This is a genomic window from Micromonospora sp. NPDC048905 (assembly GCF_040649655.1).
GTDB lineage: Bacteria > Actinomycetota > Actinomycetes > Mycobacteriales > Micromonosporaceae > Micromonospora.
The window spans coordinates 157,755-175,288 of record NZ_JBEZFV010000012.1 but is presented as its reverse complement, the minus strand read 5'-3'; the positions used below and the strand labels follow the sequence as shown (position 1 = coordinate 175,288).

Annotated in this window: 16 protein-coding genes; 5 read left to right on the top strand and 11 right to left on the bottom strand. The window is 71.1% G+C overall.

Annotated elements, in window-relative coordinates; genetic code table 11:
• Positions 1-84: 84 nt before the first annotated feature.
• The 6 genes from AB0C01_RS27165 to AB0C01_RS27140 all read right to left on the bottom strand — a co-directional run bounded on the left by AB0C01_RS27165 (position 85) and on the right by AB0C01_RS27140 (position 4,572).
• Positions 85-1,050, bottom strand: a complete 966-nt coding sequence (locus tag AB0C01_RS27165; RefSeq protein WP_357255992.1) for a pyridoxal-phosphate dependent enzyme — start codon at positions 1,048-1,050, stop codon at positions 85-87.
• An 11-nt stretch (positions 1,051-1,061) separates the two neighbouring features.
• A complete protein-coding gene (locus AB0C01_RS27160; protein ID WP_357572470.1) occupies positions 1,062-1,475 on the bottom strand; it encodes a MoaD family protein in 414 nt (137 codons plus the stop codon).
• Positions 1,476-1,541: 66 nt separating this feature from the next.
• On the bottom strand, positions 1,542-2,030 hold the full coding sequence (locus tag AB0C01_RS27155; protein ID WP_357255995.1) for a M67 family metallopeptidase: 489 nt from the start codon (positions 2,028-2,030) through the stop codon (positions 1,542-1,544).
• Positions 2,031-2,082: 52 nt separating this feature from the next.
• A complete protein-coding gene (locus tag AB0C01_RS27150; RefSeq protein ID WP_357256025.1) occupies positions 2,083-2,577 on the bottom strand; it encodes a DUF2017 domain-containing protein in 495 nt (164 codons plus the stop codon).
• 2 nt (positions 2,578-2,579) lie between these two features.
• Entirely contained in the window at positions 2,580-2,870 is a 291-nt protein-coding gene (gene clpS, locus AB0C01_RS27145) for an ATP-dependent Clp protease adapter ClpS (RefSeq protein WP_357256027.1), read from the bottom strand.
• Positions 2,871-3,018: 148 nt separating this feature from the next.
• Positions 3,019-4,572 carry a hypothetical protein gene (locus AB0C01_RS27140; protein ID WP_357255998.1) on the bottom strand — a complete coding sequence of 518 codons (1,554 nt, stop codon included), beginning with the start codon at positions 4,570-4,572 and terminating at the stop codon, positions 3,019-3,021.
• Between the two features lie 199 nt (positions 4,573-4,771).
• Here AB0C01_RS27140 and AB0C01_RS27135 point away from each other — a divergent pair, with 199 nt between their 5' ends.
• Genes AB0C01_RS27135 through AB0C01_RS27120 form a run of 4 tightly spaced genes read left to right on the top strand, consistent with a single transcriptional unit; the run spans position 4,772 to position 10,672 of the window.
• Positions 4,772-7,450: a LuxR C-terminal-related transcriptional regulator gene (locus AB0C01_RS27135; RefSeq protein WP_357572469.1), complete on the top strand. Its 2,679-nt coding sequence runs from the start codon at positions 4,772-4,774 to the stop codon at positions 7,448-7,450.
• Between the two features lie 16 nt (positions 7,451-7,466).
• Positions 7,467-8,753, top strand: a complete 1,287-nt coding sequence (locus tag AB0C01_RS27130) for a nicotinate phosphoribosyltransferase (protein WP_357256002.1) — start codon at positions 7,467-7,469, stop codon at positions 8,751-8,753.
• 49 nt (positions 8,754-8,802) lie between these two features.
• Positions 8,803-9,384, top strand: coding sequence for an isochorismatase family protein (locus AB0C01_RS27125; protein WP_357256004.1), 582 nt, complete (start codon positions 8,803-8,805; stop codon positions 9,382-9,384).
• 40 nt (positions 9,385-9,424) lie between these two features.
• Positions 9,425-10,672: an MFS transporter gene (locus tag AB0C01_RS27120; protein ID WP_357572468.1), complete on the top strand. Its 1,248-nt coding sequence runs from the start codon at positions 9,425-9,427 to the stop codon at positions 10,670-10,672.
• A 405-nt stretch (positions 10,673-11,077) separates the two neighbouring features.
• Here AB0C01_RS27120 and ctaD read toward each other — a convergent pair whose 3' ends face one another.
• Entirely contained in the window at positions 11,078-12,835 is a 1,758-nt protein-coding gene (gene ctaD / locus AB0C01_RS27115) for a cytochrome c oxidase subunit I (protein WP_357256008.1), read from the bottom strand.
• Positions 12,836-12,965: 130 nt separating this feature from the next.
• Positions 12,966-14,072 carry an FAD-dependent monooxygenase gene (locus AB0C01_RS27110; protein ID WP_357572467.1) on the bottom strand — a complete coding sequence of 369 codons (1,107 nt, stop codon included), beginning with the start codon at positions 14,070-14,072 and terminating at the stop codon, positions 12,966-12,968.
• A gap of 300 nt (positions 14,073-14,372) precedes the next feature.
• Here AB0C01_RS27110 and AB0C01_RS27105 point away from each other — a divergent pair, with 300 nt between their 5' ends.
• Positions 14,373-15,485: a cellulose binding domain-containing protein gene (locus AB0C01_RS27105; RefSeq protein WP_357256012.1), complete on the top strand. Its 1,113-nt coding sequence runs from the start codon at positions 14,373-14,375 to the stop codon at positions 15,483-15,485.
• Between the two features lie 71 nt (positions 15,486-15,556).
• Here AB0C01_RS27105 and AB0C01_RS27100 read toward each other — a convergent pair whose 3' ends face one another.
• The 3 genes from AB0C01_RS27100 to AB0C01_RS27090 all read right to left on the bottom strand — a co-directional run bounded on the left by AB0C01_RS27100 (position 15,557) and on the right by AB0C01_RS27090 (position 17,444).
• A complete protein-coding gene (locus AB0C01_RS27100; RefSeq protein ID WP_357572466.1) occupies positions 15,557-16,147 on the bottom strand; it encodes a hypothetical protein in 591 nt (196 codons plus the stop codon).
• A 179-nt stretch (positions 16,148-16,326) separates the two neighbouring features.
• On the bottom strand, positions 16,327-17,292 hold the full coding sequence (locus AB0C01_RS27095) for an N-acetylmuramoyl-L-alanine amidase (protein WP_357572465.1): 966 nt from the start codon (positions 17,290-17,292) through the stop codon (positions 16,327-16,329).
• The gene (locus AB0C01_RS27090) at positions 17,292-17,444 is read right to left on the bottom strand and encodes a hypothetical protein (protein WP_357572464.1); all 153 of its coding nucleotides are present in this window, start codon (positions 17,442-17,444) and stop codon (positions 17,292-17,294) included. Before AB0C01_RS27090 ends, AB0C01_RS27095 begins: the two co-directional genes overlap by 1 nt.
• Positions 17,445-17,534: the final 90 nt, after the last annotated feature.

Here is a 17,534-nt window from a genome sequence, read left to right as displayed (position 1 = left end):
AACGTGACACCTGCTCACGGTGCGCCGGACCGCGTACGGGCCGTCGACCCGCGTCGACGGCCCGTACCGGGAAGACCGGTCCGGTCAGGCCCAGAGCTGCCCCTCCAGGGCGTCCTCGGCATCGGCGAGCGTGCCGCCGTACGCGCCGGTGGACAGGTATTTCCAGCCACCGTCGCAGACCACGAAGGCCACGTCGGCCCGTCGACCGTCGCGAACCGCCTCGTGCGCCACCGCGAGCGCGGCATGCAGGATGGCACCCGTGGAGAAGCCGGCGAAGATGCCCTCCACCTCCACGAGTTGGCGGGTACGCAGCACCGCGTCCCGGGTGCCGACCGAGAAGCGCCGGGAGAGCACCGAGGCGTCGTAGAGCTCCGGCACGTACCCCTCGTCGATGTTGCGCAGGCCGTAGACCAGCTCGCCGTAGCGCGGCTCGGCCGCCACGACCTGGATGCCGTCGACCTTTTCCCGCAGGTAGCGCCCGGTGCCCATCAGCGTGCCCGTGGTGCCGAGCCCGGCCACGAAGTGCGTGATGCTGGGCAGGTCGTGCAGCAACTCCGGCCCGGTCGTCTCGTAGTGCGCCCGCGCGTTGGCCTCGTTGCCGTACTGGTAGAGCATCACCCAGTCCGGGTGTTCGGCGGCGATCAGCTTGGCGGTGGCGACCGCCTGGTTGGAACCACCCGCCGCCGGCGAGAAGATGATCTCGGCCCCGTACATCCGGAGCAACTGGACCCGCTCGGTGGAGACGTTCTCCGGCATCACGCAGACCAACCGGTAGCCACGCAACTTGGCCACCATCGCCAACGAGATACCGGTGTTGCCACTCGTCGGTTCGAGGATGGTGTCACCCGGCCGGAGCCGCCCGGCCTCCTCCGCCGCCCGGACCATGAACAGCGCCGCGCGGTCCTTGATGCTGCCGGTGGGGTTCCGGTCCTCCAGCTTGGCCCAGAGCCGCACCGGTGGCGCCCCGTCGGACACCGTCGGGGAGAGCCGGGGCAGGCCGACCAGCGGCGTACCCCCGCACGCGTCGAGCAGGCTGTCGTACCGCGCCATGGCGGCCGACCTCAGCCAGCCGCGACGGCGCCGCGGACCGCCGCCGCGGCGCTGTGCGAGCTGATCGCCGCCGCCGCGGCGCTGTGCGAGCTGATCGCCGCCGCCGCGGCGCTGTGCGAGCTGATCGCCGCGGCCGCGGCGAAGCCGAACGCGCCGCCGGCCACCGCGGGCAGGATGGTGACGCTGTCACCGTCGGAGAGCTTGGCGTCCAGCGCGCCGAGGAAACGGACGTCCTCGTCGTTCACGTAGACGTTGACGAAGCGGTGCAGCGTGCCAGCCTCGGTGATCAGCCGGCCACGCAGGCCGCTGTGCCGGGAATCCAGGTCGGTGAGCAGGTCGGCGATGGTGTCGCCGGTGCCGTCGACGACCTTGGCGCCGCCGGTGTAGCTGCGCAGGATGGTGGGGATGCGAACCTCAATGGCCATGATGTCGAACTCCTCGATCGGGTGTGCCTACGGTGACGGGACGGGACGAGTGCGAACGCTGACGGATCAGCGGCCGGAACACTCGTAGTCGACCGTCGCCGGGCTCTGCCCGAACATGTAGGACTGGACGGCATGCGGGTCGACCCCGGCCTCCACGACCCGGACCGGCTCCTCGGCGATCACGCCGTCGACGATCCGGAACGAGCGGATCTCCTCGGAGTCGGGATCGCGGGTCGAGACGAGCAGGTAGTGCGCGCCCGGCTCACCGGCGAAGGAGACATCCGTCCGCGACGGGTACGCCTCGGTGGCGGTGTGCGAGTGGTAGATGACCACCGGTTCCTCGTCGCGGTCGTCCATCTCGCGCCACACGCGCAGGTGCTCCATCGAGTCGAACTCGTAGAAGGTCATCGACCGCGCGGCGTTGTCCATCGGGATGTGCCGGGTCGGGGTGTCGCTGCCGACGGGACCGGCGACGACGCCGCACGCCTCGTCGGGGTGATCCCGGCGCGCGTGGGCGACGATCGCGTCGATGATCGACCGGTCGATGCTCAGCACGAGGACCAGCCTAACGCCTGACGAGCGCGGGCCGAAGTGGTGCCGGTCACGCCTAGTCGATCAAGGCGTTGAGCAGCGACTCCTGCAAATACCCGAGATAGGCGTAGACCGAGAGCTGGAACACCCGGCTGGATCCCGGGTCCTCGGCGACCGCGTCGTCCAACTCCTCGCCCAGGTCCGTGCCGTCCTTGATCTCCAGGCGGACACCCATTGCGAGCCGGGCGTCGTTCAACGCCCGCAACCACGCCTCGGCCGCCTCGGCGTCGAGTCGTACCTCACCACCGGTGTCGTCGGGCAGCGCGGCCAGGATCGCCCCCGCCTGATCGATCTTCGCGGTCTTCAGGTCGCCCTCGGTGTACCGCCGGAACTCGGCCGTCCCCGGCGCGTCCTGCGGGTAGACCGCCGGGAAGAGCCGACCCACGACCGGGTCGGTGTGGTCGAAGCCATCGGTGAGCAGGCCGACCACCTCGGAGGCGACCTTGCGCAGCACCCGCACCTCGTCGACCGCGAAGGTGGCGACGTAGCGGCCGGCCTGGCGATGGAACATGCTCACGACCGATCCACCGTCGCCCACAGCCCATACGCGTGCAGCTGCGACGCGTCGTGCTCCATCCGCTCCCGGACACCCGTGGAGACCACGGCCCGGCCCTTGTGGTGCACATCCAGCATCAGCTGCTCGGCCCTCTCCCGGCTGTAGCCGAAAAGCTTCTGGAAGACCCAGGTCACGTACGTCATCAGATTGACCGGGTCGTCCCACACGATCGTCACCCATTGCCGGTCAGCCGCCGGCACCTCGTCAGTGTCCGACGTCTCGACCGGTGCAACCTGTGGAGCCGCCATGCCCCCCATCGTGCCACCGGTTTCCCGGAACCGAGGAACCGGAACGCCGGCCCGGCGCGGATCGCCCACCCGGGACACCTCTGATCCGCCCCGGGCGCCCTCGGACCCGTGGTGCGGCGCGGACCCGGACTCGGGGGCGGCCACACCGTCAGGCGAGCAGGATGCCGTGATCGACTGCATCGGAGAGCACCGCGCCCAGCGAGAGGCGGATCACCTCGAACCGTCGGGATATCTCCCGGGACAACCCCAGCTCGACCTCCCGCACCGCGCGCTGGGACCAGGCCCGCGCCGCGTTGTGGTCGTCGCTGCCGGGCGTACGCCACTGCTGCCAGCACCCGCCGGAGAGCGCCACCGCGATCGGCGGGAGCACCTCGTCTCGGCACACCGCCGGATAGTTGGCGAGGGCATCGATCGCCTCCGGACCGGTCAACCCGGCCACCCCGGCTGTGCTGGTGATCAGCAGCACCTTGTCCAGCTCATGGCCGGGCCGGTCGTCCAGGCCGTACTGCACGGCGGTGGTGATCCGCCGCCGTACTCCTTCGACGGGCGGCGCGCCGAGCACCCGGACCGCGGCGTCGGTGACGATGCCGCGCACCGCCTGGTCGCACTGCGCGGTGGCCAACAGCGACAGCGCCGCCATCTCCCGATCCAGGAGGTCCGGTAGGCCCGCGCAGCCGACCCCGAACACGATCTCCTGGACTGCCCGCAGGTGGATGTTCGCCAGTTCCAGTGCGAGATGCTGACGGATCCGCTGCGCGCACGTGCGGGTCTGCCGGTCCAGTTGCTCCGACCAGTCGCCCGGATCGGCGACCACGGCCACCCGGTCGTGTTGCCCCGGCAGTACCGGCGGTTCGACGCTGGCCCGTCGCAACCCCTCCTTCGACGACCAGCCGACCAAGGCCCGTCGCAGGTCGGCGGCGGAGTCGGTGCAGTGGGCGTCGACCGGGAACCACCGCGCGTCGGCGAGCGCCGGTACCGCGGCCAGCAGCGCCGCGCGGTGCGCCGCCACGGTCACCGCGGCCGCGTCCATCTCGGTCGCCTGACCCCCGACCGGCGAGACGGACGCCCCCGCGTCCTCCGTCGTCGCCACGCCGTCGACCGGCGGGGCCCACCCTGCCGCGCCGGGGGTCACCGCGAAGACGACCTCCACCGAGGTCGGGGCGACCTCGGCGAGCAGGTTCAGCTCGGCGGCCGTGAACGCCTGGTCGGCGGCGATCACGAAGAGCAGCGCGCCGGCCCGGCCCACCGCGTCGAGCAGCACCTGCCGGCCGGACACGCCGAGCGTCGCGGTGTCCGGTACGTCGATGAGCGTGAAGTGCCGCAGCACCGGCTCGGGCACACTCAACTCGACCCGCCGGGGTGGACGGGCCAACGCCGGGCCGGCGGCGTTCCGGTCGGCCCCGTACGAGTGGGGCTGGCGGTAACCGGGCACGTACGCCGCCCGGGTGGGCACCTTGGCGTTGCGCACCAGCAGCCAACTGCCCGACGGCACGGTGAGCATGACCGGGTCCAGCCCGAGCAGCGTGGCGAGCACCGCGCGTCGCTCGGCGCCGGCCGGACCGACCGCGACCACGCCGAGCGGCTCCTCCGGGCCAGGGTTGGTCACGCCGACCTGGGAGGGCAGCGGGCCGCAGCTGGGCAGATCGGACGGGCCGACCACGTCATCCGAGGAGTCGACCGAGGGGAGAGGGCCCTGCTTCATCAGGTGGCCTCCCGGGGGCAGGTGGCCGGACGCCCCGGCCAGGTGGGAAATCCGGTCGAAAAACCCGGATGTCGGAAGACTACGGGCGGGCCGGCAACCAGGTGGAACACCTCGGATACTCAGCGGTAATTGTGCGGCTACTCAACTTCGTTGAGTGACGGTGCGGGCGCGGACGGATTCCGGTCGATATGCTGCGCGAATGAGTCGATGGAAGTTCGTCGGCCGGACCGATGAGCTCAACCGCCTGCTGGCGGCGGTGACCGGCGAGGCTGGTCGCGGGCTCTTCTTCAGCGGCAGCGCCGGGATCGGCAAGAGTCGGCTGCTGCGCGAAGGCGTGAGCACGTTGCCCACCGAACGCTTCGCGATCTGGTCCATCGCGGCCAGCGCCACCACCGCCGCACTACCGTTCGGCGGGCTGGTGCAGGTCCTTCCCACCGAGCAGCCCCAGGGCCTCTCCCCCGCCGGCATCCTGCGCTGGGCGCTCAACGTGCTGCAACAGCAGGCTGCTGGTCGACGGATCGTGCTCGCCATCGACGACGCCCACCTGCTCGATCCGCCCTCGGCCGCACTCGTGCACCTGGTCGCGCGCTCGGAGAACGCCACAGTGGTCGGCACCCTGCGCGACGGCGAGCAGATCCCGCTGCCGATCCGCGCACTCTGGACCGACGACCTGGTCGAGCACGTCGAGCTGACCCCGATGCCGCACGCGGAGACCGCCGGCCTGCTGGCGGCGATCCTGGGCGGCCCGGTCGACGCCAACTCCGCCGACCGGCTGGGCCGGCTGTCGGCCGGAAACCCGCTGCTGCTGCGGGAGCTGGTGCACGCCGCCAACGGCAGTTCGGAGTTGAAACAGACCTACGGGATCTGGAAGTGGACCGGCCGACTGGAGCTGGCGCCCAACCTGACCGACCTGATCGACACCCGGGTCGGCAAACTCACCGACGGCGTCCGCGCGGTCGTCGAGCTTGTCGCGTTCGGCGAACCACTCGGCCTGCACCTGCTCAGGCAGGCCGCCGACCAGGTGGACGTGGAGACCGCCGAGGAGCGCGGGCTGATCAGCGTGGTCCAGAACGACCGACGGACGAACGTCCGGCTGGCCCATCCGCTGTACGGCGAGGTGATGCGCCGCCGCTGCCCGGTCAGTCGCACCCGCCGGCTTCAGGCACACCTCGCGGAGCTGCTCGAACAGGTCGGCAAGCGCCGCCGCGACGACCTGCTGCGGGTCGCGGTGTGGCGCCTCGACTCGGGCACCGCACAGGATCCGGCCCTGCTGGTGGACGCGGCGGTCCAGGCGTTCACCCGGTACGACGTGCCGCTGGCGACCCGCCTGGCGCGGGCCGCGTTGCACGCCGGCGGCGGTTCCGACGCGGCGGAGCTGCTGGCCACCATCCTGATGTTCGCCGACCGGCCGGAGGAGGCCATCGAGGTCCTCGACGCGGTGACCCCCGAGCCCGGCGACGAGCGGCGATACTGCCGCTGGCTGACCGTCCGCGGAATGGTCAGCTACTGGGGGCTGAGCCAGCAGTCCACGGTGGAGGAGATCGCGAGCCGCGTCGAGCAGCTCAGCGACTCGGCGGACCGGTCCCGGGTGCACGCCTTCGAGGCGATCATGCGCCTGCACCGGATGGACACGAGCATCGCGGTGCGGCTCAGCCAACAGGTGCTGGACCGGCCGGCGGCAGGCGTCGCCGCCCGCGAGTTGGCCCGCTGCACCATCGCGTACGTCCAGGCCGCGCAGGGCCAGCTGACCCGCAGCGGTACGGCGATCGCCCAGGTGCACTCGGCCGTCGCCAACTGGCGCACCGACATGCCGTACCTGCAACTGGCTCTGGAGTTGGCCCGGGGCACCCGACTCATGCTGACCGGTGACCTGGCCGGGATCGACGCGATAGTGGCCGACGAGTTCGCCGACCTCGCCGATGCCGGCGACTTCCGGCTCGGCACCGGCTACCTGGCCATCCTCCAGGCGTACGCGGCCCGCTTGCGTGGACAGAGCGACGCCGCCACCCGCGCCTCGCTGGGTGCCTGCGCGGTGTTGGCCACCAGCCGGGTCTACGCCGGTCTGGCCCAGGCCGAGCGAGCCCAGTCGGCCGCGCTGCGCGGTGACGCCGTCCAGGCAGCCGCGGCGATGGCCGAGGCAGACCGCACCCACGCGCCGGGCATGGCGGTGCTCTACCCGTGGCTGGAGCAGGCCCGGGGTGCGACGCTCGCCGCGTCGGGTGACCTGCCGGGTGCGGTCAAGCACCTCGCCGACCTGGTGGATCGGCTGCGCTCGGACGGGTTCGCCGGCCACGAGGTGCACGTCCTGCACAATCTCGTCCGGCTGGACCAGGCCGGCATGGCGGTCGGGCCCACCTGCTCCGATGGTGGTCGACGCACGGTGGCGCAGCGCCTGGCCGAGCTCTCCGAGCGGGTCGACGGGGTGCTGCCGCCGTTACTGGCCCGGCACGCCCGCGCGGCGGTCACCGACTCCGCCGACGATCTGCTCGCGGTCGCCGACGACTACGCCGCGCTGGAGCTGACCGTGTACGCCGCCGAGGCCGCCTCCCAGGCCGTGCAGCGGCTGCGCCGGCAGCACTCGACGGCGGCCAACGGCGCCCGGGAACGTCTGGCCGGGTTGCTCGGGCGCTGTGACCTGATCCGCACGCCAGCGCTGCACGCGGGGGCGCCGGTGTTGACCGAGCGGGAGTGGCAGGTCGCCCGCCTCGCCGCGCACGGAGCGTCCAGCAGGGCCATCGCGGAACGGCTCTACCTCTCGGCGCGCACCGTCGAAAACCACCTCCAGCGGATCTACAGCAAGCTCGGCGTGACCGGACGGGCCGAGCTGTGGGCCGCGCTACGGTCGATCCCGGGCCACGACGACGGCGACGCGGACTGAACCTTAGGCTGGGGCGGTGAGCATCAACCGTCCCGCGCTGCTGACCGACCACTACGAGCTGACCATGGTCAGCGCGGCACTGAAGGACGGCACCGCCGACCGCCGGTGCGTCTTCGAGGTGTTCAGCCGCCGGCTGCCCAGCGGCCGCCGCTACGGCGTGGTCGCCGGCACGGCCCGCCTGATCGAACTGATCCGCGACTTCAGGTTCGACCCCACCGAGGTCGACTTCCTGCGACGGACCGGCGTGGTCGACGACGCGGCCGCGGCCTGGCTCACCGACTACCGCTTCACCGGTGACATCGACGGGTACGCCGAGGGTGAGCTGTTCTTTCCCGGTTCGCCGATCCTCACCGTCTCCGGCGGTTTCGCCGAGTGCGTGGTGCTGGAGACGCTGGCACTCTCCGTGCTCAACCACGACAGCGCGGTGGCCGCGGCGGCGGCGCGGATGGTGACCGCGGCGCGGGGTCGAGCGCTTATCGAGATGGGGTCGCGTCGGGCCCACGAGGAGGCGGCGGTGGCCGCGGCGCGGGCCTCGTACCTGGCCGGGTTCCGGTTCACCTCCAACCTCGCCGCCGGTGCGCGCTACGGCATCCCGACGGCGGGCACGGCGGCGCACGCGTTCACCCTCTTGCACGACGACGAGCGGGCGGCGTTCGCCTCGCAGGTCGCCACGCTGGGCAAGGACACGACGCTGCTGGTCGACACGTACGACATCAGCCAGGGCATCCGCAACGCGATAGCGGTGGCCGGGCCGGAACTGCGGGCGGTACGGATCGACTCGGGCGACCTGGCGGTCATCGCCCAGCAGTCCCGGGAGCTGCTCGACTCGCTGGGCGCCACCGAAACTAAGATCATCGTTTCCGGTGACCTCGACGAGTACTCGATCGCCGCGCTCGCCGCCGAACCAGTGGACATGTACGGCGCCGGCACGGCCGTGGTCACCGGCTCCGGGGCGCCGACCGCCGGGCTGGTCTACAAGCTCGTCGAGGTCGAGGGACGCCCGGTGGTGAAGCGCTCCGAGCACAAGGCGACCATCGGTGGCCGGAAGGTTGCGGTCCGCCGGCACAAGCCGACCGGCACCGCCACCGAGGAGATCATCGTGCCGCAGGGCGTACCGGACCGGCAGCCCAACGACCGCATGCTCCAGCACTCGTACGTGGTCGCCGGTGAGCCGGTGTGGCTGCCCACCCTCGACGAGTCGCGGGAGCACCTGCGCGAATGCCTGATCTCCATCCCGTGGGAGGGGCTGAAGCTCTCGGCCGGCGACCCGGCGGTCCCGGTCTCCGTCGTACCCGCCGACTGAGCTCATCGCGCACCGCCGCCGCAGACAGCCCGTGAGGAGAGGAACTCCAATGGCCAACGCTCTGATCATCGTGGACGTGCAGAACGACTTCTGCGAGGGTGGCTCGCTGGCCGTCGAGGGCGGCGCGGGGGTGGCCGCCGGCATCTCCCGGCTGCTCGCCGCCGAGCCGGACCGCTGGTCGCACGTGGTCGCCACCAAGGACTACCACGTCGACCCGGGTGCACACTTCGGCGATCCGCCGGATTTCGTGGAGTCCTGGCCGAGGCACTGCGTGGTCGGCACCAGCGGCTCGGAGTTCCACCCCGAGCTGAACACCGATCGAGTCGAGGCGATCTTCCACAAGGGCGAGCACGCGGCGGCGTACTCCGGGTTCGAGGGGCACGCCGACGACGGCGAGTGCCTGGCCGACTGGCTGCGCCGGCACGACGTGGATCGGGTGGATGTGGTCGGCATCGCCACCGACCACTGCGTCCGGGCGACCGCGTTGGACGCCGCCCGGGAGGGGTTCGCCACCACCGTGTTGCTCGAACTGACCGCCGCCGTCGCTCCGGCGACCACCGACGTGGCACTGCGCGCCATGGACGGCGCCGGGGTCACCCTGCAGGGCCAGCCTGTGATCAGGGCCGCATAAGACCCTAATTGGCTGGCCATCGGGGCGCCGCCGGTCGACGATGTCGCCGGAGGTACGGACCCACGTGAACATGAAGCCTTACCGGCAGGCGCTCGCCCTGCCCGGCCTGCGGTCGCTCCTGGTGGTCGCCGTCCTTGCCCGCATACCGCTCACCGCGACCGGGGTGACGCTGACCTTCCACGTGGTGCTCGACCTCGATCGGGGCTACGGGGCCGCTGGCCTGGTGGGCGCGGCCGTCACCGTGGGTGCGGCGATCGGCGGACCGCTTCTCGGCCGACTGGTGGACCGGCGTGGACTGCGCCCGGTCCTCGTGCTCACCGGCATCACGGAGGCGATCTTCTGGTCCACCGCGCCCGGACTGCCGTACCCCCTGCTGCTGCCGGCCGCCTTCGTGGCCGGCTCCCTGGCCCTGCCCATCTTCTCGGTGGTCCGTCAGTCGATCGCGGCGCTGGTTCCGGAGGACCGACGACGCCCCGCGTACGCACTGGACTCGATGTCGGTGGAACTGTCCTTCATGATCGGCCCGGCGTTGGCGGTGGCCCTGTGCACCGCGATCTCCGCACAGACCACCATGTACCTGGTCGGCGGCGGCATCGTCGCCGCCGGGATCGCCCTGTGGCTGGTCAACCCACCGATGCGCGACGCCGCCGAGGCCACCGCTCCGCAGCGCCGGACGCCTCGCCGGGAGTGGCTGACACCTCGACTGCTCGCCGTGCTGGCGCTCAGCGGCGCCGCGACCCTGGTGCTCGGTGGCACCGACGTGGCGGTGGTCGCCGTCCTGCGGGCCAGCAGCGAGGTCGGCTGGACCGGCGCGGTGCTGGCCATCTGGGCGGTCGCCTCGCTGATCGGTGGCTTCGCCTACGGAGCCGTCCACCGCTCGTTCTCCCCGCTGATCCTGACCGCCGCCCTCGCCCTGTGCACCATCCCGGTCGGGCTGGGCGGAGCGCACTGGTGGCTGCTCTGCCTGGCACTGATTCCGGCCGGCGCGCTCTGCGCGCCGACCATCGCGGCCGGCTCCGACGCGGTCAGCCGCCTGGTTCCAGCCGAGGTACGCGGTGAGGCGATGGGCCTGCACGGCTCCGCGGTCACCGTCGGCATCGCGATCGGCGCGCCACTCGCCGGCGCGGTGATCGACGCCACCTCGCCGCCCTGGGGCTTCGCGGTCACCGGCGCCCTCGGCGCACTGGTCACCCTGGTGGTACTCACGATCGAGCTCCGCCGCCGCCGCACCGCCGACGGGGCCACCCCGCCGCCGGTCGAAGCCGACCTCACCCCCGCCGCCCACTGACGACTGCCGCCCCGACCGCTCTCCCGCCGACGCGGTGAAGGTCGGAGGCGCAGCGACTTCGGCCGGTCAGTCCCGGGCGTGCCGCGCGGCGTCGACCAGTCCGGCGTCCGCCGGGCACCCGGCGCGCATGCGTGGTGCAGAGCGTGATGCCTGTGAGTCATCTTGATGACTCACAGGCATCAGGCGCTTCAGGCACCCAGCCCCAACGCCGTTGCGTTGGCGCTGTGGCCGACGGGTCGACCCGCTGGTGACCAACGGGGCTTGTAGGGCCCGGCCGGGTAAGCAGTTGTCCGGGAAGTTGTTCGGATCTGGACGCGGGCGCGGGGCGCCGGGGGGCGCACATGGCGACGGGCGCCGCTCCCGGTGGTCCGGGGGCGGCGCCCGTCGTACTGCTGGGCTTGAGCGTCAGTGCCGGTCGATGTCGCTCGCGGTGTCTTCGCGGTAGCTGGCGCCGCCGTCCGACTCGCTCGTGAGCGGCTTCGAGCCGCCCTCCGGCGGGCCGGCCAGGGTCTGACCGGCGGCCAGCTCCGGGAACTTCGCGTCGAACGCCGGCCGCTCGGAGCGGATGCGGGGCATCCGGTCGAAGTTGCGCAGCGGCGGCGGGCTGCTGGTCGCCCACTCCAGCGAGTTGCCGTGGCCCCAGGGGTCGTTGACCTCGACCACCGGGCCGGTCTTGTACGACTTCCAGCAGTTGTAGATGAACGGCAGCGTGGAGATACCGGTGACGAACGCGCCGATCGTGGAGATCGTGTTCAGCGTGGTAAAGCCGTCACTGGGCAGGTAGTCGGCGTACCGACGGGGCATGCCCTCGTTGCCGAGCCAGTGCTGCACCAGGAACGTGGTGTGGAAACCGATCATGGTGAGCCAGAAGTGCACCTTGCCCAGGCGCTCGTCGAGCATCCGGCCGAACATCTTCGGGAACCAGAAGTAGATGCCGGCGAAGACCGCGAACACGATGGTGCCGAAGAGTACGTAGTGGAAGTGCGCCACCACGAAGTACGAGTCCGACACGTGGAAGTCGATCGGCGGGCTGGCCAGCAGCACGCCGGTGAGACCACCGAAGAGGAACGTGACCAGGAAGCCGATCGCCCAGAGCATGGGCGTCTCGAAGCTGACCTGACCCCGCCACATGGTGCCGATCCAGTTGAAGAACTTCATACCGGTCGGCACGGCGATCAGGTAGCTCAGGAAGCTGAAGAACGGCAGCAGCACCTGGCCGGTGGCGAACATGTGGTGCGCCCAGACGCTCATGGAGAGCGCGGCGATCGCGACGGTCGCGGCGACCAGACCCTTGTAACCGAAGATCGGCTTGCGGGAGAAGACCGGGATGACCTCGCTGATGATGCCGAAGAACGGCAGCGCGACGATGTAGACCTCGGGGTGCCCGAAGAACCAGAACAGGTGCTGCCAGAGCATCGGCCCACCGGTTGCGGGGTCGTACACGTGGGCGCCGAGGATGCGGTCCGCGGCGAGCGCGAAGAGCGCGGCGGCCAGCAGCGGGAAGACCAGGATCACCAGGAGGCTGGTGACCAGGATGTTCCACGTGAAGATCGGCATCCGGAACATGGTCATGCCGGGCGCACGCAGGGTGAGCACCGTGGTGATCATGTTCACCGCGCCGAGGATGGTGCCCAGACCGGAGATGGCCAGACCCATGATCCACATGTTGGCGCCGACGCCGGGCGAGTGCTCGACGCTGCTCAGCGGCGCGTACGCGAACCAGCCGAAGTCGGCGGCGCCACCCGGGGTGAGGAAACCGGCGGTCGCCATCGTGCCGCCGAACAGGTACAGCCAGTAGGCGAAGCTGTTCAGGCGGGGGAAGGAGACGTCGGGCGCGCCGATCTGGATCGGCACGATGTAGTTCGCGAAGGCGAACACGATCGGCGTCGCGAAGAACAGCAACATGATCGTGCCGTGCATCGTGAAGAGCTGGTTGTACTGCTCCGGCGACAGGAACTGCAGCCCGGGTCGGGCCAGCTCAGCACGCATGATCAGGGCCATCAGGCCACCGATCATGAAGAACGCGAACGCGGTGACCATGTACATGATCCCGATTTGCTTCGCGTCCGTGGTTCGCAGCAGCCGCGCGATGGCCGACCCCTTGACCGGCTCCCGGACCGGCCAGGGCCGGGTCACGACCGGCTTGGGTGCGACGGTGGTCACGAGTGGCCTCCGGTTCTCGGTTGTCCCGCTCGGCACACGCTGTTTATCGGCGGGCCGTCATCCGCAAGGAGGATAGTCCCCGGCAGGTCGCAGCGCCGCGTGGGGTGGCGTGACACGATCTACTACGGGCCTACAGCGGGCCGAGCAGCAGCCGGTAGTGCTCCCCGAAGATCCGGCCGCCGCGCCCGCGCAGCAGCGGGTCGCGCAGCGCCGGCGGCACGTCCCTGGTCCGGTTGCGGTCCCGGGTCCGGTCCCGCACCCACCGGGTACGCGGACGACGACGACTCTCGTACGCCACCAGGGCCGCTTCCACGCTGCCGGCGGCGCGCAACGATTCCGCGAGCACCACCGCGTCCTCGAGTGCCATCGCCGCGCCCTGGGAGAGCGTGGGCGCGGTGGCGTGCGCGGCGTCGCCGACCAGGAGCACCCGTCCCCGGTACCAGCGACCCAACTCCACCTCGTCGGTGATCCCGACGTGCACCTTGTCGAGTGCCGCCAGCACCTCCGGCACCGGGCCGCGGTAGTCGGCGAAGAGCTCGCGCAGCCGGCCCAGCGGGTCGGCGGGCGCCTCCGTGCCGGCCTCGTCGGCGTAGAGGTGCAGCCGCCCGGCGCCCATCGGCACCATCAGGAACCCGGAGCGCTGGCCGAGCAGGGCGGTCCACTCGGTGACGGGTGGGCCGTCGCGCAGCACGGCGCGGTAGACCACCTGACCGACCGGGCGGGGCGGCCCACCGAGCGCGGCCAGCGCGCGGACCGAGGAGCGTGGCCCGTCGGCGCCGATGACCAGGTCGTACTCGGTGGTGGTGCCGTCGGTGAAGGTGACCCCGACCGCACCGGGCAGCAGCTCCAGGGTGCGGACCTCGGCACCGTGCCGGACGGCGCCGCCGGCGCCGCTGAGCAGCACCCGGTGCAGGTCGGCCCGGGGCAGCGCCCGGCATTCGCCGACGCCGGCCCAGAGGGTGTCGAGGTCGACCTCGCAGAGTCGCGCGCCGGTGGCGTCGAAGAACCGCTGCCGGTGGATCACCTGCCCGAGCGGGCGGACCGGGTGGTGCAGATCGAGCCGGTGCAGCGCGCGGGCGGCGTTGCCGGGCAGGTAGAGGCCGGCTTCGGTGGACTCCCCCGGTGGCAGTTTGTCGGTGACGTCGGGCCGGAAGCCCGCGAGGCGCAGTGCCCGAGCCGCGGCCAGGCCGGCGATGCCCGCGCCGACGACGAGGATGCGCAGGGGGGAGCCACCCATGGTGGTGTACGCCTCCGGAGGGGGAGCGGAACGCGTTGGAGGCAACACGCTACTCGGAGCGATCGGCGCACGCCAGGCCCGATCGGCCGTCCGGTTCCACTCGTCGGTGTGCCCGTGCCGCTTGGCTGGTCGCCCTTCGACAGCCGTCCGGTGGGGGCACGGCAATCCGCCCGATTCATCAGTTTGCCGCGTACGGTTGCGCAGTAGTTTCAGGCATGTAAATGTGTCGTTGAGCGTGGGAGCGCTCCCGCACCACCCCACCACACGCGGCGCCCGGCATGCGCCGAGTCAAGGAGCGTCATGAAACGTCAACTTCGGGCCCTGGCCGCCGCCAGCGTGCTGCTCGCCGGCTCGCTGGTAGCGGTGGCCTTCGGCGGCACCGCCTCCGCCGACACCCAGATCTGCGAACAGTACGGCTCGACGGTCATCCAGGGCCGCTACGTGGTGCAGAACAACCGCTGGGGCACCACCGCCCAGCAGTGCATCAACGCCACCAACAACGGCTTCGAGATCACCACCCTGAACGGCAGCAGCCCCACCAACGGGGCGCCCACGGCGTACCCCTCGATCTTCTTCGGTTGTCACTACACCAACTGCTCCCCCGGCACGAACCTGCCGATCCAGGTGAGCCAGATCAGCAGCGCCACCAGCAGCATCTCCTACCGCTACGTCAGCGGGGCGACCTACAACGCGTCGTACGACATCTGGCTGGACCCGTCGCCCAAGCGGGACGGGGTGAACCAGATGGAGATCATGATCTGGCTCAACCGGCAGGGCCCGATCCAGCCCATCGGCTCGGTCGTCGGCACGACGAACCTGGCCGGCCGCACCTGGGAGGTCTGGCGGGGCAGCAACGGCTCCAACAACGTCATCTCCTACGTCGCGTCGTCGGCGATCTCCAGCCTGAACTTCAGCGTGCTGGACTTCATCAACGACACCCGCAACCGGGGCGCGATCACCAACTCCTGGTACCTGACCAGCATCCAGGCCGGCTTCGAGCCCTGGCAGGGTGGCGTCGGCCTCGCGGTGACCTCGTTCTCGGCAAACGTCAACGGTGGCGGCCAGCCGCCGACGACCCCGCCGCCGGGCGGTGGCGCGAGCTGCGCGGTGAAGTACACGGCGAACTCGTGGAACAACGGCTTCACGGCCGACGTGCAGATCAGCAACACCGGGTCCAGCGCGATCAACGGTTGGACGCTCACCTACAACCTGCCCGGCGGGCAGCGGGTCACCAACGCCTGGAACGCCACGGTGAGCCAGAGCGGGTCGACGGTGACCGCCCGCAACGTCGGCCACAACGGGTCGGTCGCACCCGGTGGCACGGCCAGCTTCGGCTACCAGGGCACGCTGAGCGGGTCGTACTCGTCCCCGACCAGCTTCTCGCTCAACGGGGCAACCTGCTCCCGGAGCTGAGTGCTCGCAACAGGCTGCGGGGGCGTGACCGTTCAGGTCACGCCCCCGCAGCGTCTGTCGGTGCCGGACGCTCAGGCGGCCGGCGGGATGGTCCGCGTCCGGGTCAGCTGGCCGAAGCTGGTCGGCGACTCGTCGTACGTGGTGCCGAAACCGCTGCCCGAGACGGTCGTCCACGCGGACGTGCTGATGTGCACGCTGCCGTCCGCACCCGTCCACCGCTCGCGCCGCAGCGGCTCGTCGAGAGCCACCCAGGTGACCTTGAGAGTGGTGGTGCCCGTGCTCTCCCGCCACTCGCCGCAGATCTCGTCCCCGTCGACGAAGTCGCAGTGCTGCTGAGACTCCTGATACGGCACCCTCGCGGTGAGGTTCGCACCCGTCAACGAGAACGAGAAACGGGTGACCGGCACGTCGTACGCGCGGCGGGAGACGCTGTCGCAGCCGCGCACTCCGTCGGTGACGACACACACGCTCTTCTGCCACTCGACGTCGACAACTGTGTCGCCGACCGCCGGCCGGGTCACGTCGACGGACATGCTGCCATCGCCGTCGAATTGGGCGTGCGCGGACCGGTTGACGGTGTCGGCCTGCGCCGGGCCGGCGACCAGCGTGATCGTGGCGGCGGCAGTGATGCCGGCGGCCAGGACTGTGGAAAAGCGGATCACTGTGCTCCCTTGCTGAGGTGGAGCGATGACCTTAAATCAATCCACCGACATCCGGCACCCCGTTTGATCCACCCGGGTTACCTGAAATCGGGGCATCATCGCGCCTGGGACGCCCCGACTTTCAGAAAGTCGAGTCGGTCAAGCGCGGACGGCCGAGATCAAGCGCCGGAAGGCCGCTGTCAGACGCGGGTGAGACGTACCGCGTCGGCGATGACCAGGCCGCTGGTGTTGCTCCACCGGCTCACGCCCACCCGGTTGGCGTCGCCCGCCGGGAGTGCGAACGTGCCGAGGACGCGCCACTGCCCGCCGGTGGCCCGTTGGTCGACCCGCACCGTCTGGTTGCCGGTGCTGGTGGCGACGATGTACGGGGTGGCGCTGTTGTAGCCGGAGTTCGCCGGCCACCAGGCCTCGACCCGGTAGCTGGCGGTGGCCGGCACGTTGAACCGGTACCACGCGACGTCGCTGGCCGCGACCGGGTCCGCGTACCGGTAGTCGGCGCCGTAGCGCTGCCCGGAGTACGACGACACGCCCCAGTTGGCGCTGGCGGTGAACCGGCCGCTGGTGGTGTTGTCCACCGTGGACGACCAGGTCGTGCCGCCGCCGGCCATTCTCGCCGCCACGTCGGCCCGCATCACGTTCAGGTCGATGAACGACGGGTCGATCTTGCCGGTGGTGCTGGTCTCCCGGTGCCCCCGGGCATAGCTGCTGTCCCGGCCCAGGCGGGTGAGCACGGCAGCGGTGGCGGCGAGCGACGCGCTGTACTGCGCGGCGGTCATCTCCTGACTGACGCCGTTGTAGTCGATCTCCCACCCGATCATGAGGGTGTTGCCGTCGCCCGCCGGGATCGGCCCGCTGCCGCCGCTGACTCCGGCGTGGTTGCAGCGGCCGGCCGAGATGACGTGGAAGACACCGTTGTAGTCGACGAGCGCCTGGCAGAGCGGGCCGGGCAGGTCGGACCGGCCGTTGATGCAGATGCCGAGGGCCGGGTGCGGATTGCTGGCGCTGGAGGTCGAGGCGGTGTGGTGCCAGAGCACCCCGATCGGGTCGAAGGAGCCGGGCCGCATCCGGTTGAGCCAGTCCCCCTCGACGACGACCTGGACCCCGGCGGCGCGTAGGACGTCCACCAGCCAGGGGATCGTCGCCATCAGGCGTCCTGGAGCAGGTCGGCGAGGCACTCGGCCTTCGGCGCGGCGCTCGCCGGAGTGGGCCGGGCGACGACGGTCAGCGCGGCGGCCACCAGGGCCGGGATGCCGAGCAGCCCGCGGCGGCGCAGGGGGATGGACGGGGGTCGGAACATGGCGATCCTCCAGCGACGGCGGGTTTCGAACGGATCGACGAACGTGATGACGGGCACGCTATACCGTCACGAACGTCGATGTCGACACCC

Excerpts from the sequence above, each read along its gene's own strand:
- AB0C01_RS27160 (WP_357572470.1), bottom strand. The coding sequence starts at position 1,475 with ATGGCCATTGAGGTTCGCATCCCCACCATCCTGCGCAGCTACACCGGC.
- AB0C01_RS27150 (WP_357256025.1), bottom strand. The coding sequence starts at position 2,577 with ATGTTCCATCGCCAGGCCGGCCGCTACGTCGCCACCTTCGCGGTCGAC.
- AB0C01_RS27140 (WP_357255998.1), bottom strand. The coding sequence starts at position 4,572 with ATGAAGCAGGGCCCTCTCCCCTCGGTCGACTCCTCGGATGACGTGGTC.
- AB0C01_RS27090 (WP_357572464.1), bottom strand. The coding sequence starts at position 17,444 with ATGTTCCGACCCCCGTCCATCCCCCTGCGCCGCCGCGGGCTGCTCGGC.
- AB0C01_RS27120 (WP_357572468.1), top strand. The coding sequence starts at position 9,425 with ATGTCGCCGGAGGTACGGACCCACGTGAACATGAAGCCTTACCGGCAG.
- clpS (WP_357256027.1), bottom strand. The coding sequence starts at position 2,870 with ATGGCGGCTCCACAGGTTGCACCGGTCGAGACGTCGGACACTGACGAG.
- AB0C01_RS27110 (WP_357572467.1), bottom strand. The coding sequence starts at position 14,072 with ATGGGTGGCTCCCCCCTGCGCATCCTCGTCGTCGGCGCGGGCATCGCC.
- AB0C01_RS27135 (WP_357572469.1), top strand. The coding sequence starts at position 4,772 with ATGAGTCGATGGAAGTTCGTCGGCCGGACCGATGAGCTCAACCGCCTG.
- AB0C01_RS27165 (WP_357255992.1), bottom strand. The coding sequence starts at position 1,050 with ATGGCGCGGTACGACAGCCTGCTCGACGCGTGCGGGGGTACGCCGCTG.
- AB0C01_RS27125 (WP_357256004.1), top strand. The coding sequence starts at position 8,803 with ATGGCCAACGCTCTGATCATCGTGGACGTGCAGAACGACTTCTGCGAG.
- AB0C01_RS27105 (WP_357256012.1), top strand. The coding sequence starts at position 14,373 with ATGAAACGTCAACTTCGGGCCCTGGCCGCCGCCAGCGTGCTGCTCGCC.
- AB0C01_RS27095 (WP_357572465.1), bottom strand. The coding sequence starts at position 17,292 with ATGGCGACGATCCCCTGGCTGGTGGACGTCCTACGCGCCGCCGGGGTC.